Source organism: Xanthomonas sacchari, assembly GCF_040529065.1.
Lineage (GTDB): Bacteria > Pseudomonadota > Gammaproteobacteria > Xanthomonadales > Xanthomonadaceae > Xanthomonas_A > Xanthomonas_A sacchari.
In genome coordinates, this window is the sequence record NZ_CP132343.1 from 2,322,465 (window position 1) to 2,340,287 (window position 17,823).

Genomic DNA, 17,823 nt, shown 5'->3' on the forward strand with positions numbered 1-17,823 from the left:
AGTATATGGGTCTCGCCGCCCTTCGGCAATCCCGCAACCCGATACGGAAGCGCCATCATCAATCCGCCAGTTCCATCGCCATTCACCCTGCGCGCGATCCCGCGCGATCAGCACCCCATCTCGCGCAAGGACATCAGCCCCAACGCCCTGCGCGTGCTGTACCGCCTGCGCGAGGCCGGCTTCGGCGCCTACCTGGTCGGCGGCGCGGTCCGCGACCTGCTGGTCCAGGTCCAGCCCAAGGATTTCGACGTCGCCACCGACGCCACGCCCGAGCAGGTCAAGCAGTTGTTCCGCAACTGCCGCCTGATCGGCCGCCGCTTCCGCCTGGCGCACGTGGTCTACGGCCGCGAGATCATCGAGGTGGCCACCTTCCGCGCCAACGTCGACGACGGCAGCGGCGACCGCGAAGTGGACAACGGCCGCCTGGTCCGCGACAACGTCTACGGCAGCATCGAGGACGATGCGGTGCGCCGCGACTTCACCTGCAACGCCCTGTACTACGCCATCGAGGACTTCTCGGTGCGCGACTACGTCGGCGGCTTCGAGGACGTGCAGGCGCGGCTGATGAAGCTGATCGGCGACCCGGAGCAGCGCTATCGCGAGGACCCGGTGCGCATGCTGCGCGCGGTGCGCCTGGCGGCCAAGCTCGATTTCGAGATCGAGGCCGGTACCGCCGAGCCGATCCCGCGCCTGGCCGGGCTGCTGGCCGAGGCCGCGCCGGCGCGGCTGTTCGAGGAAGTGCTCAAGCTGTTCCTGTCCGGCCATGGCGTGGCCAGCTTCGAGGGCCTGGAGCGGCACGGTCTGCTCGCCGCGCTGTTCCCGGAGAGCGCGGCGGCGCTGCGCTCCAACCGCAGCGGCGCGCTGCGGCGGATGCTGATCGAAGGCCTGCGCAACACCGACAACCGCGTCGCCAACGACGAGCCGGTGTCGCCGGCGTTCCTGTTCGCGCTGCTGCTGTGGCCGGCCTACTGCCGCGCGTTGATGACCCTGCAGAAACAGGGCATGCAGATGGAGGAGGCGCAACGCCGCGCCGCCGACCGGGTGACCTTGCACCAACTCAGCACCGTGGCGCTGCCGCGGCGTTTCTCGCTGCCGATGCAGGAGATCTGGCTGCTGCAGTCGCGCTTCACCTCGCGCCAGCGCAAGCGGGTAGTGCGCACGCTGTCGCATCCGCGCTTCCGCGCTGCGTTCGATTTCCTGATCGTGCGCCAGTCCGCGTCGGACGAGCATGCGGCCGACATCGCCTACTGGCGCGAACTGCAGCAGCAGCCCGGCTACGCGCCGCCGCCCCGCGGCTTCGACCCGGAGGTGGACTACGCCGGCGACGAACTGGCGTTCGCGCCGCCGGCCGACAGCGAAGAGACCCCCAAGCGCCGCCGGCGCCGGCGCCGCCGTCCGGACGCCGCCACGCCCGTCGAGTGAGCGCCGCGACACCGGCGCCGGTCCAGGCCTGCATCGGCCTGGGCGGCAACCTCGGCGACGCCGCGGCGACCCTGCGCGCGGCCATGGCCGCGCTCGACACGCTGCCGCAGACCCGCCTGCTGCGCGCCTCGCAGCTGTACCGCAGCCCGGCCTGGGGCCGCGAGGACCAGCCGGACTTCATCAACGCCGCGGCGCTGGTGAGCACCGCGCTGCCGGCGCCGGATCTGTTGCAGGCGCTGCTGGACCTGGAACACCGCCACGGCCGCCAGCGCCTGCCTGGCGAACGCTGGGGCCCGCGCACCCTGGACCTGGACCTGCTGCTGTACGCGCAGGCGACGATCGACCTGCCCGGGCTGCAGGTGCCGCATCCGTATCTGCACCAGCGCGCCTTCGTGCTGCTGCCGTTGGCCGAGATCGCCGCCGACGTGGTGATTCCGGGGCATGGAACGGTGCGTGACGTACGCGACCGCATCGAAACCGGCGGGATCGCGCCAATCGGTAGATAATGCTCGGCTCATTACCGCCGCACATGAGCTTATGAGCAGCCACGCCGACAGCAAGCCCTGGACCGTTCCCGCCCTGGCCGAGGCCAAGCGCCGCCAGCAGAAGCTGGTGATGCTGACCGCCTACGACGCCGGCTTCGCGCGGACCTTCGACGCCAACGGGGTGGACCTGATCCTGATCGGCGATTCGCTGGGCATGGTGGTGCAGGGCCACGACTCGACCCTGCCGGTGAGCGTGGACGACATCGTCTATCACACCGCCGCGGTGGCGCGGGTGCTGCAGCGGGCGCTGCTGGTGGCCGACCTGCCGTTCCAGTCCGATGCCACCCCTGAGCGTGCGCTGGACGCGTCGACCCGGCTGCTGCAGGCCGGTGCGGAGATGGTCAAGCTGGAGGGCGCTGGGCACAAGCTGGAGGTGATCCGCTTCCTCAGCGAACGCGACATCCCGGTGTGCTCGCACCTGGGCCTGACCCCGCAGTCGGTGCTGACCTTCGGCGGCTACAAGATCCAGGGCCGCGAAGAGGCCGCCGCGGCCAAACTGCTCGCCGACGCCAAGGCGGTCGCCGCAGCCGGCGCCGCGCTGCTGGTGCTGGAATGCGTGCCGTCGCCGCTGGCCGCGCGGATCACCGCCGAGATCGACATCCCCACCATCGGCATCGGCGCCGGCCCCGACTGCGACGGCCAGGTGCTGGTGATGCACGACTTCCTCGGCCTGGACAGCGGCCACCGCCGCCCGCGCTTCGTCAAGGATTTCCTGGCCGAGGGCGGTTCCATCGCCGGGGCCGCCCGCGCCTACGCCGACGCGGTCCGCGCCGGCACCTTCCCCGACGCCGAACACGCCTACGCCAAATGATCGAGACCATCACCGACCTGGCACGACTGCGCGCCACCGTCTCCGGCTGGAAGCGGCAGGGCCTGCGCGTGGCCTTCGTGCCGACCATGGGCAACCTGCACGCCGGGCATTTCTCGCTGGTGATGCTGGCGCGGCAGTACGCCGACCGCGTGGTTTCCAGCGTCTTCGTCAATCCGACCCAGTTCGGTCCGAACGAGGATTTCACCCGCTATCCGCGCACGCCCGAGGCAGACACCAGTGGCCTGGAAGGCGCCGGCTGCGACGTGCTGTGGCTGCCAACGGTGGAGAGCATGTATCCGCTGGGCGTGGAGCTGGCGCTGCGCATGCACACCCCGGGCGTCAGCGAGGTGCTGGAAGGCGCCTGCCGGCCCGGCCATTTCGACGGCGTCTGCACCGTGGTCGCGCGCCTGTTCAACCAGGTGCAGCCGGACCTGGCGGCGTTCGGCAAGAAGGACTACCAGCAACTGGCGGTGATCCGGCAGATGGTCGCCGACCTGGCGTTCCCGATCGAGATCCTCGGCGGCAGCATCGTGCGCGAGGCCGACGGCCTGGCGATGAGCTCGCGCAACCAGTACCTGTCGGCGGAGGAGCGGCCGCGCGCGGCGCAGATCCATCGCACCCTGCGGGCGATGCGCGACGGTCACCTGGCTGGGCGCCCACGCGCGCAGGTGGAGGCGGAGGCGACCGCGCAGCTGCAGGCGGCCGGCTTCGAGGTCGACTACAGCGTGCTGCGGACGCCCGACCTGAGCGAGCCGCAGGACGCCACCGGCCCGCGCGTGGCGCTGATCGCCGCGCGCCTGGGCCGCACCCGGCTGATCGACAACCTGGAATTCTGAGCGCGGTAGGTCGCCGTCGTCGTAGGAGCGGCTTCAGCCGCGACCGGGCTTCCCCGTGAACGCCTGTCGCGGCTGAAGCCGCTCCTACGACGGTCTGAGGCCGCCCCTCACCACCGCCACCTAACCCTCGGCTGCTAAACTGCGCTTCTTTCCTGACCGCAGTCCCGCCCCATGCAACTGAGCCTGTTGAAGACCAAGATCCACCGCGCCACCGTCACCCATTCCGAGCTGAACTACGAAGGCTCGATCGCCATCGACGGGCTGCTGCTGGAGGCGACCGGCATCCGCGAGTTCGAGCAGGTGCATATCTGGGACGTGACCAACGGCGCGCGTTTCAGCACCTACGCGATCTGCGCCGAAGAGGGCAGCGGCATCATCTCGCTCAACGGCGGCGCCGCGCGCCACGTGCAGGTCGGCGACCTGATCATCATCGCCGCCTTCGCCGGCATGAGCGAAGAGGAAGCCGCGCGCTTCCAGCCGACCCTGGTCTACGTGGACGGCAACAACCAGATCACCCACACCAACACCACCATCCCAAAGCAGGCCGCATGACACAGTCCACCGGTTTCGACGCACTGCATTCCCACGCCCAGCGCTTGCGCGGGGCGCGCCTTCCCGACCTGCTGGCGGCCGAACCCGGCCGTGCCGAGACGTTGGCGCTGCAGGTCGGACCGCTGTACTTCAATTTCGCGCGGCAGAAGTACGACCGCGCCGCGCTCGACGCGCTGCTGGCGCTGGCCGCCGACCACGACCTGGCCGGCGCCTTCCAGCGCCTGTTCCGCGGCGAGACGGTCAACGTCACCGAAGGCCGCGCCGCGCTGCATACCGCGCTGCGCGGCGACCTCACCGACGCGCCGGTGGCCAGCCAGGCCCACGCCAGCGCGCGCGAGGTGCAGCAGCGCATGCGCGCGCTGATCGACGCCCTGGCGCAGACCGATGTCACCGACATCGTCAGCGTCGGCATCGGCGGCTCCGATCTCGGCCCGCGCCTGGTCGCCGACGCGCTGCGTCCGGTCACCGGCGCGCGCTTCCGCGTGCACTTCGTCTCCAACGTGGACGGCGCGGCGATGCAGCGCACCCTGGCCACGCTGGATCCGGCGCGTACCGCCGGCGTGCTGATCTCCAAGACCTTCGGCACCCAGGAAACCCTGCTCAACGGCCAGATCCTGCGCGACTGGCTGGGCGGCAGCGAGCGCCTGTACGCGGTCAGCGCCAACCCCGAGCGCGCCGCCAAGGCCTTCGACATCGCCGCCGGCCGCGTGCTGCCGATGTGGGACTGGGTCGGCGGCCGCTATTCGCTGTGGTCGGCGGTGGGCTTCCCAATCGCGCTGGCGATCGGCGCCGACGCCTTCGAGCAGTTGCTTGAAGGCGGCGCGCAGTTCGACGAACACGCCTTGACCGCGCCGCTGGAGCGCAACGTGGCCGTGCTGCATGGCCTGACCACGCTGTGGAACCGCAACCTGCTCGGCTACGCGACGCAGGCGGTGATGACCTACGACCAGCGCCTGGCGCTGCTGCCGGCCTACCTGCAGCAGCTGGTGATGGAGAGCCTGGGCAAGCGCGTGCGCCTGGACGGCAGCCCGGTCGAGGCCGACACCGTGCCGGTGTGGTGGGGCGGCGCCGGCACCGACGTGCAGCACAGCTTCTTCCAGGCGCTGCACCAGGGCACCAGCATCGTGCCGGCCGACTTCATCGGCTGCATCCGCAACGACGACCCGTACACCGTCAACCACCAGGCGCTGCTGGCCAACCTGCTGGCGCAGACCGAAGCGCTGGCGAACGGGCAGGGCAGCGACGATCCGGCCCGCGACTACCCGGGCGGCCGCCCGAGCACGCTGATCCTGCTCGACGCGCTGACCCCGCAGGCGCTGGGCGCGCTGATCGCGATGTACGAGCACAGCGTGTACGTGCAGTCGGTGGTCTGGGGCATCAACGCCTTCGACCAGTTCGGCGTGGAACTGGGCAAGCAGCTGGCGAGCCAGTTGCTGCCGGCGCTGCAGGGCCAGTCCACCGAGATCGCCGACCCGGTGACGCGCGCGGTGCTGGCGCGGTTGCAGGGCTGAGCGAAGCGAAGCGCACGGGGCATTCGCTCCCGTGCGTCCGCGAGGAACGATGCGGTCTGCGCGCGTGTATCGCAATGGCGATCGCCGATCAGGGAGGAAACAGGGATGATGAACGCGAAAAGGATGGTGTGTTGGATGTTGCTGCCGGCGCTGGTGTGCTTGGGGGCGTGCCAGCGGCAAGCGCCGGAGCGCAATTCGGGCGAGGTAGCGGAACCGCTGCACGTCGTCGAGGTCCGGATCGGTGCAATGCGCGACGGAAGGCCCGTGCCGCAGACCAGCGATGCGCCGATCCTGGCCACCGTCGCCCTGCGCGGCACTGCCCAGGGACACGTGCTGAAAGCGCGCTTGCTTGACCTGCGCGATGGTCGTCAGGTCGGGTTGGTGGAGCGTGCCATGACCCGCTCCGATCAGGTCCAGTCGCTGCGTTTCGACAACGCGGCCGGCTGGCAGCCGGGGCGTTACATGCTTGAGGTAACGCTTGATGGCAAGCTCGCCTCGCAGCAGGACGTCGACGTGATGGAGCCGGCGAAAGGTGCGCCGCGCACGGGCTCCTAGCGCGGCGCGGCGTCCGTGCTGGACAGCGCCTGCAGGAACAGCACCAGCTTGTGCTTCTCCTCTGCGGTCAGGCTGATCGGCCGATTGCGGGCGAGGTTGCGATAGTAGACCTCGTGTTCCACCGCCGCCGGCAGATCGGCGATGCTGCCGTCGTGCATGTACGGCGCGGTATCGGCCACCGTCCGTAGCGACGGGGTGCGGAAGGCGCCCAGATCCTGGGGCGCGCGCGTCACCGCAAAACGGCCCAGTTCCGCCACGCGCACGTCCGAGAGGATGGAGTCGCCTAGGCTCCTGCCTTCGCGGTTTTGCCGCTCGAGCACGTCGAGCAGCGCGGCGACGTTGCCGGCGACCTGATTGAAACCGATGCCGGCGTGATGGAAGCGCTGATCGCTTGTGGTCGCGGGCGTGCCATCCAGCTTGTGGCAATCGATGCAGCCGGCCTTGCCGGAAAACAGTACCAATCCCTCGCGTTCGTCCTCGCTCAGCGAAGCTTGCGCGCCACGCGTCGTCCGGTAAGTTTCGTAGCGCGTCGGCGGTGCGGGCAACGCGCGGATGTAGGCGGCGAGCGCGGCGGCCACGACCTGGATGTCGCTGCCGTCTTCGCCGGCGGCTGCACGCAACAGCGGCGCGTAGCGCGGGTCGCGGGCGAGGTGGGCCAGCACGGCTTGCCGATCGGGCAGGCCCATCTCGCGTGGGTTGGTCAATGGTTGCAGGACCGCGTCTTCCAGCGTCGCTGCGCGCCCATCCCAGAAAAAGTGCGTCATGAAGCGGCTGTCGAGCAGGCTGGGCGCGTTGCGTGTGCCGTGCTGGCCGCCTGTCCCGGTGGACACTGCGGCACCATCGGTATAGGCCAACTCGGCGCGATGGCAGCTTGCGCAACTGGTCTTGCCGTCCGCGCTGAGCCGCGTGTCATGGAACAGGGCCTGGCCAAGCGTGATGCGCGCCGCCGCTGTGTCGTGCTGGCCACCGCCACACCCGGTCAGCACCAGAACGAGGGTGGCCGACCACAGACGCATGCAGATGACAATGTAATGACGCCAGTTCCTTGGCATGACGCTGTTGACTCCTGTCCCCACTGTCGGATATCTATATCCAGGCTGAATGCACGACGCAAGGTCAGCATACGGACAGCCGGCTATCGTGGCCAGCCTTCAGGGATGAGAGCATGGAACGTCGCGGCGCAGGGATGGGCTCGGTCGTGGGTTTGCTGAAGCGGGCGGCGCATGCGCCCGCGCAGGGTTGGCGGCGCATCGTGGGCAGAACGGTGGCGGCCTTGTTGCTGACCCTTCTGGCCTGCACGTCTGGCGCCACGTCCTACGTTTACGACGCGCAGGGGCGTCTGGTCGCCGTGAGCAACGATGCCGGTGCCAGTGCCCGCTATCGCTACGACACGATGGGCAATATCGTCGCTGTCGAACGCGTCTCCAGCGGAACCTTGGCAGTGCTGGGCTTCAGTCCGGCGCGCGGTGCGGCGGGCGATCGCGTGCGGATCCAGGGGCAGGGATTTTCCACCGCTGCGTCTGCCAACAGCGTGACCTTCAATGGACAGGCAGCGACGGTGCTGGCCGCCAGCGCACGCGAGTTGACGGTCCTGGTGCCTGCCACTGCCAGTACCGGTCCGATCTCCGTGGCCGTGGCCGGGCAGAGCGCAAGCAGTGCGCAGCAGTTCCTGGTCGATGCCAACCTGCGTCAGCCGACCATTACGGGCGTATCGCCGTTGATCGCCAGCGCAGGTACGGCGATCACCGTCGATGGGCAGAACCTGGCGCCGGTCGCCGGGCAGACCACGGCGAAGCTGGATCGCAAGACCGCGGTGCTCTCGAGCGCCACCGGCACGCGCCTGGTCTTTCCGGTGCCGGGCAGGAGCGGCAGCGGTCCGGTGACCGTCACCACGCCTTACGGCAGCGCCACGAGCAGCCAGGATGTGCTGGTGGTGCCGAGCAGTGTGTCGTCCGTCGGCATCGCCAGCGTCACGCGCCTAACCCTGGATGCCGCCGCCGTCGACGTGGCGGTCGCCAACGCGGGTGGGTCTGCCGCGGTCCTGTTCACCGGCATGGCCGGTGATTACCTCAGCGCTCAGTTCCAGTCGCTGGGGTCCACGACGTTGAACTACCTGGTGTTCGGCACCGATAACGTGGAGATTGCCAGTGGACTGGTGAATGCGAACCAGCCCACCCTGCATCTGCCGCGATTGAAGGTGGGCGGCACCTATCTGTTGCTGCTTACACCGAGCACCTCTTCCGCCAGTTGGAAGATGGCAGTGGAGCATGCCGGAGTGCTTGCGTTGGACGGCGCCGAAACCAGCGTTGCCACGTCGCTCGCCGCGCAATCGAAGCGCTACACCTTTCTTGCCCAGGCCGGAAGCAGGCTGGGCCTGGCGGTGGCCGAGCAGACGCCGGCCGGCAGCGGCTGGGGAACCGCCTTGGTGCAGGTGTTCGACGCCGACGGCGTCAATCTGGGCTATCAGTACTGCAACCAGGCCAACAACGGCTGCGCACTCAACATCGCCGCGCCCAGGACCGGCGTGTATCAGGTGTTGCTGACGCCCGGCACCAGCGGTGCACGCACCCTGCGTCTGAATCTGTGGCTGTCCTCGGATCTATTGCAGGCATTGCCGAAGGACCAGGACGTGCTGGCCGAAACGTCGCGTCGAGGACAGAACCTGCGTCTGTCGTTCGGTGCCGTGGCCGGCGATGCCTTTGCGTTGCAGGTAGCCGCCCAGACAACCGTGCCCGCTGGCCGTGATGTGTACTACCGCGTTTACGCGCCTGATGGCACCAGTGTTGCCTCGATGGCGGTGCGCGCAGCAGGCACCACCTATGTGACGGCGAAGACAAGCGGCACCTATCAGGTACTGGTGGATCCCGGGTTCGGAGAAACCGTGCGGTTGCAGATGCGGCTCAGCACTGGAAACGTGGGTAGTGGCGGTGGTGGGCTCGATGACGCCACCAGCGCATTCGCCACGCAATTGCCGGGCGACAGCGTGTACTTCACTTTCTCCGCGACCGCCGGGCAGAGCCTGGGACTCGGCATCAGCGAGCTGCAGTCCAACGAAAGCGGCCCGCTCAACCTCACTATCTATGGCCCTGCAGGCGCGCCGATGGCCGGTGCCGCCTGCGAGGTGGCCAATGACGGATGTGATGTGAATCTGCCGCAACTGGCGGCGGGTCGTTACGGAGTCCTGGTCGCTCCTGCCACGACGACGCAGACGATGCGCTTCAAGGCGACCCTGTCCACCGACCTGGCGCTTTCCTTGACGCGGGATGCGGTCAGCCAGGTCAGCATCGGCCGGCGCGGGCAGAACGCAGTGCTGTCGTTCCAGGCGGGTGCCGGCGACGCACTGGCAGTGCAGGTGTCGGAGCAGACCACGACTCCGGCGAACGGCACGGTCTACTACCGGGTGTACCAGCCTGATGGCACGGCCTTGTCGTCGATGGCGGTCTCCGGTTCGGGCACCCTGACGATGAACACACCTGTCGCCGGGGCTTACCGACTGTTCGTCGATCCGCGCAATGGCGCCACCATGTCCGCCAAGGTGCTGGTGACCACCGGGAGCGCGGGCGGGCTGCAACTGGATGGCAGCAGCGGCGTGTACAGCGGCGCCGCCGGTCAAAGCGTGTTCTTCAGTTTCAGCGCAGCGGCCTCGCAGAATCTGGGATTGGGCATCGGCGATCTGAACCTGAGCAGCGGGACCTATGTCAACGTCAAGATCGCCAATCCCAACGGCTCCACGCTCACGACCGCGACCTGCTACGCCGCCAGTGGCTGCGCCTTCAATCTGCTCAACCTCACCGCGGGCAACTATGGTGTGACCGTGAGTCCGCAATCGGGCTCCCAGAGCATCGCGTTCAAGGCGACTCTGTCCACAGAGGTCACTGGCTTCCTGCAGAAAGATGCGTCGAGTTCCGTGGACATCTCGCGCTATGCCCAGAATGCGCGCCTGACGTTCACCGGGACCGCCGGCGAGAGCCTGGCCTTGCTCGCCGCCGACGTCGCGACCAGGCCGGCAGGCCGCGACGTGGTCTATGCGGTGTATCGGCCGAACGGCGCGTTGTGGAAGAACGTGACGGCCAGCGGCAATGTCATTCTGGCCATGCCCAATCTCCCTGAGACGGGAAGCTATCGGGTGTTCGTCGATCCGGCGGGCGGCGCGTTGTGGTCGGCACGCTTGAAACTCTCCACGGGCCAGGACGGCAATGTCGAACTGGACGGCGCAGGTGGCAGCTATCAGACGCCTGCAGGCCAGGGCGTACATTTCTCCATCGACACCCAGGCCGGCCAGAATCTGGGGCTGGGGATCACCGACATTGCGGTGAGTTCGGGCAATTACTTCAATATCGCCGTCTACAGCCCGAACGGTACGACCTTGTACAGCGGCAGCTGCTACGTCCAGGATGGCTGTTCGTTGCCGCTGAGGAACACCTTGGCGGGACGCTACAGCGTGGTGGCGACACCGGCCTCGGCGAGCCAGACGATCCAGTTCCGCGCCGTGCTGTCGTCCGAATTGCTGGATCAGCTGACCCGCGATCAGCCCTTGCATCTGGCGCTGGCCCGGTATGGGCAGAATGCGCGGCTCCGCTTCCAGGCGCAGGCGGGCGAGTCGTTGATGCTGCTGGTCGCGGCGCAGACGACACTACCCTCCGGTCGTGATGTGGTATATCGCGTGCTACGGCCGGATGGTGCTGTCTGGAAGGCGGCGACTATCAAGGTGGGCGATGCCATCAATCTGATCAGTATCCCGACGTCTGGCGAGTATGCAATCCAGGTCGAGAGCAGGACCGGAAGTCCCCTGGAATCGGACATCACCCTTTCCTCCGGAATCTCGCTGCCGATCGATGGCCCTCCGTCGCATGTGGTGACACGCTTGCCGGCGCAATACAAGCACTTCTCCTTCATCGCCAGTCAGGGCCAGAACCTGGGACTGGGCATCAGCGGCATCCAGATCGTGGGCTCAGGGTGGCAGCGCGTCGTTGCGTCCGTCTACAAGGCGGATGGCAGCACGCTGGCGAGCGGATACTGCGACGTGGAGCGCGGCGGCTGCGATTTCGATCTCGTCAACCTCGCTGCAGGCAAGTACGCAGTACTGATCACTCAAGAAGAGGAGCAGGCAGCAACGTACGACGTGACGCTTTCCAGCGATCTCGCCTTGAACCTGCAGCGCGACACGCCGCTGGCCGTCTCCGTCGCCAGACGCGGGCAGAACGCCCGGTTGAGCTTCCAGGGGCAGGCGGGCGACAAACTCGCCGTGCTGGTGCAGAACCAGGCGACCACGCCCGCGGATGGCACCAGCTATTACAGCGTCTACCAGCCGAATGGCACCCTGCTCACGTCCGGATCGACGCGTACCGGTACTGCGATCGGCCTGGGCAGCCTGCCGACGACCGGCCAGTACAGCGTGGTGGTCGATCCGCAGTATGGGCAGACGATCGACACCACGGTCGCCTTGTCCACCGGCACGTCAGTGGCCGTGGACAGCAGTCGCACGTTCGCTGCGGGTCCGCCTGGCGCGGGCATTTTCTTCTGGTTCGATGCGCAGGCCGGGCAGAAGCTCGATTTCGGACTCGATCAGATCGCACTATCAGGCAACGGCTACGCTTGGGTCTATGCGACGTTCTATCGTCCGGATGGCAGCAAGGTCTTCTCCAACACGAATTGCTTCCGTACCTACGGCTGCGGATTCTCCATCGATGCCGCGCAAGCCGGACGCTACGGCGTCGTGGTCGTTCCTTCGTCGGAAGACCAGAGTTTCGCTCTGACCGCCTCGGTATCCAGCACCGTCGTTGGCACCTTGGCGTGGGATGTCCCGCAATCGATCGCCCTGGACAGGCACGGCAAGACTGCCACGCTGTCCTTCAGCGGCACGGCAGGGCAGGGCGTGCTGCTGCGGGTGGTCAATCAGACGACCACGCCGGTCGGACGGTCGGTGACCTATGCGCTGTATCGGCCTGACGGACAGTCGTACAGATCGCTCAGCGCCAGCGCCGGCAGCAGCGACCTGAGCTTCCCGGCGCTCCCGACGAGCGGCACCTATCGATTGCGGATCGTGCCCGAGGACGGCGTCACTGCGGCGATGGACATCACTTTGGACAGTACGCCCTAGAACACCGACGCGATTTCAACGAACGGACGCAGATCGGCGGCAGGCATGGAGCGGAGCGAGCATATGACGTGGTTCAACAGCGCATGGAAAAGCGTGATCCTGGGTGGGGTACTGGGCGCGCTGGCGTCGACGGCCGCCTCCCAACAGCTGGTCTGGTCGACGGCGGCCATGCCGGCTGTCGGCGTTGGCGCTGTCCCTGCAGTGATCGGGCAGTGGCATACGACCGCATTGGCCGATGGCAGCGAGTTGGCGCTGGCGCCCGACGGGCGTTTCCTGCGCCATCGCGTGCCCGGTCGGCGTGCGCGCGAGATCGCGCTGCCATCGGCGCGCATCGACGCCAGCGTCACCTTGCTGCCGAGCGGGCGCGTGCTGGTCTGGGGAGGGCGCGATGCCAGGGGCCGACTGCAGGACGGCGGCGCGTGGTTCGATCCCACGAGCCTTTCCGTGCAGCCCGCGACGGGACTGAGCCTGCGCGCGCGCTATGGACACACCGCCACGGTACTGACCGATGGTCGCCTCCTGCTGGCCGGCGGCACCGGCGATGGCGCCGGCGCGCAGGTGTGGGACGAAGCCAGCGATCGGGCGATCACCCTGCCTGCGGATCTGCCGGGTGGCGGCAACGCAAGCTCGCGCCTGCTTGCTGATGGCCGTGTGGCGTTGCCGGCGTCTCGAAGCGCCCAGCGCATCACCAGCGATGCGGTGTTCGATCCGCTCGCGGGGGCGTTTCTTCCGTATCCGGCCAGCATCGCGGAGCAGCCAGGCGCGCCGCGGCTCGCCGGCAGCGTGCCGGTGCAGGGGGCAGCGGGCGTTGCGCCGACCGCGCGGCTCGCGTTGCGCTTCTCGCGTCCGCTGCACATGCCCACGTTGTCCGCGCGCACCGTCACCCTGGTCGGTCCGGAGGGACGCGTCGCGGTGCGCATCGCGCCGGTGGAGCAGGGCCGTCTGCTGTTCGTGCAGCCGCGTCAGGCCTTGTTCCCGGATTCCCATTATACCTTGATGGTCGAGGGCGCGCGTGCCGCATCGGGCGATGCCGTTCCGCTGATCGCCCTGGATTTCCGCACCACCGCCTACGACAGCAACGGAAATCCGGTGGCGCATGCAATGACCACGCCGACACAAGCAGGCGCTGCACCCAGCGTGCAGATGACTGGTGCAGGCACGTCGGCCTCCTGTGCCAATGACGGTGTGCCGTGCCGCGCGCACGGCCTGTTGGTGGACGGCGTCTGGTACCCGGGACAGGACAATACCGACAGCCGCTGGCGCATCTATGGCGCCTCGCAACAGCCGGAACACAACGCCCGCATTGCGCGGATCGCCGCGACCTTCCACGTGACGATGGTGCGCGGGCGTGTGGTGCGGGTGGACCAACAACCCGTGGCCGGGGTCGAGGTCAGCATCGGCAAGGAGCGCGCGCTTACCGACAAGAACGGCTGGTTCACCCTGTTCGATGTGCCGGCGGGGCACCAGGAACTCTACGTCGACGGCAGCACGGCCAACACGGCCGGCGCCGAATACGGTCAATTCGTCGTCGGCACCGAAGTCGCCGCCGGCCGATTGAACGAACTCGGCTATCTGCTGCATCTGCCACGCATCGCAGCGCGCGACAAGATCCGGATCCCGTCGCCGACCGTCCAGGACATGGTCGTTGGCCACCCGGATATTCCCGGCCTGCAATTGCGCATTCCCAAGGGCACCGTCGTGCTGGACCGCAAGGGCCGCCTGGTGACCGAACTGGCGATCGTGCCGACGCCGGTCAATCGGGCGCCGTTCCCGGTCACCGAAAACCATCCGATGGCGTTCACGGTCGAGCCGGGCGGCGCGCAGATCCGCGGACTCGACCCCGGCGCCAACAACGGCATCCAGGTCTACTACCCCAACTACGACGGCTACGCCGCGGGTACCCAGGCCAATTTCTGGATGTACGACCCGCGCGATGGCTGGCGCGTCTACGGCAAGGGCACCGTTTCGGCCGACGGCAAGCATTTCGTTCCCGAGCCTGGCGTGGCCTTGCACCAGACCATGGGCGGCATGTACAGCGTGCCCAGCAACGACCCGCCCAGCGAGGCCGGGTTGCCGCCGGATGGGCATTGTTGCGGCACCCCCGGCAGCGGCGGCGTCGCCAATGCGGCCGATCCCATCGACCTGAAGACCGGCGAATTTGTTCATTCGGAAACCGACCTGCAGATCGCGGACGTGACGGCGCTGAGCCTCTCGCGCAGCTACCGTCCCCACGACATGAAGCAGCGTGAGTTCGGCATCGGCACCGCGTCCAACTGGGGCTACTATCTCCACAATCCGGGCGGCACCTACGATTCGCTCGATCTGGTGCTGCCGACCGGCGCCTATATCCGCTTCGATCGGGCCTCCGGTTCCGGCCCGCGTGGCGAGTGGCGCCAAGCCGGTTCGACCACACAGTATGCGGGCGCCGTGCTGCAGTCGGTCTACGATTCGGACCCGTTGCAGCCGTGGGGCCGCGGCTTCCGCATCACCCTGCGCGACGGCAGCCGCATGCAGTTCTCCAGCTACATGGACACCCGCCTGCGCTGGCTGGAAGACCGCTATGGCAACCGCACCACGCTGCTCTACGATGCCGGCTTGGTCGCGCGCATCGTCTCGCCCAGCGGGCGCTACATTGGTCTGGAGTACGACACCCGCAATCGCGTTGCAGCGGCGACCGACAACGCCGGCAACCGCTGGACCTATGCCTACGACAGCAATGGCTTGCTCGCCACGGTGGGATATCCGGATGGCGGCAGCAAGACATACGCGTATCAGACCAGGACCCAGAACAACGCGCTGGCGCAGCACCGGATGCAGTCCATCACCGACGCCCGCGGCAAGCGCGTTCTGCTCAACGAGTTCGAGGTTGTCAACGGTGTTTCCACGGGCAGGGTAATCAAGCAGACCCAGGCCGACGGCGGCGTCTTCGTCATCGACTATGCGCATGTCGACGTCGGCAGTACCGGCGTGCTCGTCACCAGTCCCGACGGCAGCAAGCGCCGCGTCGTGTTCGACGGCAACAGTGCCTACCCGAAGACCGACATCCTGGCCTACGGCACCGACAAGCAACAGACGTACAGTTTTGAGCGCAACGTCTACGGGCAGGTCACCGCCAGTATCGACCCGCTCGGCCGTCGCACCGAGTATCGCTACGACGCGGGCGGGCGACCGCTGCAGGTCACGCTGCTGGCGGGCACCACACAGGCGCGCGTGTCCAGCCTCAGCTACACCAGTGACGGCGACCTGCAATCGGCGACGGATCCGCTCGGGCGGGTCACGCGCCTGGACTACGGCGCCAACCGCTGCCTGACCGCGGTCACCGATCCTGGCGGCCGCACGGCGCGCTTCGCCTGCGATGGCGCGGGCCTGCCGTTGAGCGCGACCAATGCGATCGGCCAGACGATCGCCTTCCAGTACGCTGGCTACGATCTGGCCGGCATGGTCGATCCGTTGGGGCGCAGCACCCGCTTCCAGTACGACAGCCTCGGCAGGGTAACCGGCAGCCGCGACGACCTGGGCAACGCCACGCGCCAGGAATACGACGCGCTTGGCCGTGTCAGCAAGGCCTACGACGCCGCCGGCAATGTGACCGAATTCGGCTACGACAAGAACGGCAACGTCGTGGCGGTCCTGTTGCCGCACGGCAACGGCATCACCTATACCTACGACGAGCGCAACCGTCCGCTGACCCGTACCGACGCGCTGGGCCAGTCCGAGACCTGGACCTACGACACCATGGACCGTGTCGCCAGCTACACCGATCGCAAGAGCCAGAAAAAGACCTTCACCTACGACGTGCTCGGGCGCCTGTCGGTGGTCACCGAGGCCGACGGGCGTACCCAGACCTTCACTTACGACGCCGGCAACCGCCGTGTCGCGCTGGTCGATTCGGCAGCGGGAACCCTGAGCTGGGAATACGACCTGTTCGACCAGGTCATCAAGGCCATCACACCGCAAGGCAACATCGTCTACGAATACGACGCCGCGGGCCGCCGTACCAAGATGATCGCGGCCAACCAGGCGGCACTGGAATACCGCTACGACGACGTCGACCGCTTGCGCGGCCTGCTGCAGGGGAGCGAGACCGTGGCGTTCGATTACGACGCCGCCGATCGCCTCACCGAGACCACGCTGCCCAACGGCGTCAAGACCGGGTATGCCTACAACACCGCCAACCAGAACACTGGCATCGCCTGGCTCAAGCCGGACGGCACGGCCCTGGGCGAGATCGGCTACGGCTACGACCAGGTCGGCCGCCTGGTGGCGCAGACCGGCAGCTTTGCCCCGCAGGCGCTGCCGGCGGCCCGCAGCGGCAGCTTCGACGACAACAACCGGCAAACCCAGGCCGATGGACAGGCGCTCAGCTACGACGCCAACGGGAACCTGGTCTCCGACGGCGTGCGCACCTACGTCTGGAACGCACGCGACCAATTGGTCGAGATCAAACAGGGAACGGCAAGCATCGCCAGCTTCGGCTACGACCCGCTGGGCCGAAGAGTAAGCAAGACCGAAGGCGGACAGACGATCAGCTATCTGTACGATGGGCTGGACGCGGTGCAAGAAACCCAGGGTGGCGCCGTCAACCCGATCCTGACCGGGCTGGGCATCGACGAGCGCTATGCGCGGAACGAAGCCAGCGGACGTGCGTATTTCCTGAGCGATGCGCTTGGCAGCACGCGTGCACTTACCAATGCCAGCGGTTCCTTGATCCAGCGCTACGACTACACCCCTTACGGACAGACCAGTCAAGCCAGCGCAGGGACCACCAACCCGTATCAGTACACGGGGCGGGAGAGGGATGCGAGTGGGCTTTATTACTACCGTGCACGTTACTACTCCTCCAGCGTTGGACGCTTCTTGAGTGAGGATTCGATTGGACTGGCTGGAGGAGTGAATCCATATGCTTATGTGAATGGTGATCCCTTGAGCTATCGGGACCCTTCCGGTAACTGTCCAATGTGCTTGATTCCCGTTGTTTGGGGGCTCATTGAAATTGGGTTGAGCATTTATGATATTTATGACACCGGTAAGACATTGCTAGATCCATGTGTTGGTCGTGGCGAAAAAGCCGCCTCTGTGGGTCTCCTGCTGGTGGGGATGGCTTTGCCTGGAGGTGGCTATGGTGCGATTGGTAGAAAAGTCTCAAAGAAGGCAATAGGTTTTGCTTCTGGACTGGCAGATACTGCTATGTCAGGTATGAGAGGTGGGGGTGGACACGCAATTCGTCATCTTGAGGGAGTGGTAATACCGAATGTAGGTTCACTTCAGTCTAGAGTTGATGCATTTAAAAATATCGCTAGGCCTATTTTGGAAAATCCAACACATACTGCTGATTGGAAGATCGGCGCTACCCAAGGTAGAGCATTTCTTGGTAACGTGGGTGGCCATGATGTTGTAATTGTGGTGGCAAAAGATGGTCCACTTGAAGGTAAGGTTATCTCGTCATTTATTCCAGATGCAAATCAACTTAAGATAATTTTGGAGAGGTAGT

Annotated in this window: 10 protein-coding genes; 9 read left to right on the forward strand and 1 reads right to left on the reverse strand. The window is 66.8% G+C overall.

Features of this window, described 5'->3' with window-relative positions:
- The first annotated feature begins 3 nt into the window (after positions 1–3).
- From pcnB to RAB71_RS09905, 7 genes are all read left to right on the forward strand, one after another.
- Positions 4–1,422 (forward strand): polynucleotide adenylyltransferase PcnB, encoded by a 1,419-nt coding sequence (gene pcnB / locus RAB71_RS09875; RefSeq protein ID WP_026143854.1) that lies wholly within the window; start codon positions 4–6, stop codon positions 1,420–1,422.
- Positions 1,419–1,928, forward strand: coding sequence for a 2-amino-4-hydroxy-6-hydroxymethyldihydropteridine diphosphokinase (folK, locus tag RAB71_RS09880; protein ID WP_041500110.1), 510 nt, complete (start codon positions 1,419–1,421; stop codon positions 1,926–1,928). Before pcnB ends, folK begins: the two co-directional genes overlap by 4 nt.
- A gap of 31 nt (positions 1,929–1,959) precedes the next feature.
- Entirely contained in the window at positions 1,960–2,778 is an 819-nt protein-coding gene (panB, locus tag RAB71_RS09885) for a 3-methyl-2-oxobutanoate hydroxymethyltransferase (protein WP_010343892.1), read from the forward strand.
- Positions 2,775–3,614, forward strand: coding sequence for a pantoate--beta-alanine ligase (panC, locus tag RAB71_RS09890; RefSeq protein WP_041500112.1), 840 nt, complete (start codon positions 2,775–2,777; stop codon positions 3,612–3,614). Before panB ends, panC begins: the two co-directional genes overlap by 4 nt.
- A gap of 171 nt (positions 3,615–3,785) precedes the next feature.
- Entirely contained in the window at positions 3,786–4,166 is a 381-nt protein-coding gene (gene panD, locus RAB71_RS09895) for an aspartate 1-decarboxylase (protein WP_010343889.1), read from the forward strand.
- Positions 4,163–5,677: a glucose-6-phosphate isomerase gene (gene pgi, locus RAB71_RS09900; protein WP_010343888.1), complete on the forward strand. Its 1,515-nt coding sequence runs from the start codon at positions 4,163–4,165 to the stop codon at positions 5,675–5,677. Before panD ends, pgi begins: the two co-directional genes overlap by 4 nt.
- 135 nt (positions 5,678–5,812) lie before the next feature.
- Complete coding sequence (locus RAB71_RS09905; protein WP_138985770.1) at positions 5,813–6,232, forward strand: hypothetical protein; 420 nt, start codon at positions 5,813–5,815, stop codon at positions 6,230–6,232.
- On the opposite strand, the gene RAB71_RS09910 is transcribed toward RAB71_RS09905, so the two are convergent.
- Entirely contained in the window at positions 6,229–7,248 is a 1,020-nt protein-coding gene (locus RAB71_RS09910) for a cytochrome-c peroxidase (RefSeq protein ID WP_010343886.1), read from the reverse strand. The two genes, RAB71_RS09905 and RAB71_RS09910, sit on opposite strands and share 4 nt — an antisense overlap.
- A gap of 149 nt (positions 7,249–7,397) precedes the next feature.
- On the opposite strand from RAB71_RS09910, the gene RAB71_RS09915 reads away from it, so the two are divergent.
- Positions 7,398–12,332, forward strand: coding sequence for an IPT/TIG domain-containing protein (locus RAB71_RS09915; protein WP_081482000.1), 4,935 nt, complete (start codon positions 7,398–7,400; stop codon positions 12,330–12,332).
- 63 nt (positions 12,333–12,395) lie between these two features.
- Positions 12,396–17,822, forward strand: a complete 5,427-nt coding sequence (locus RAB71_RS09920; protein ID WP_158255553.1) for an RHS repeat-associated core domain-containing protein — start codon at positions 12,396–12,398, stop codon at positions 17,820–17,822.
- Position 17,823: the final 1 nt, after the last annotated feature.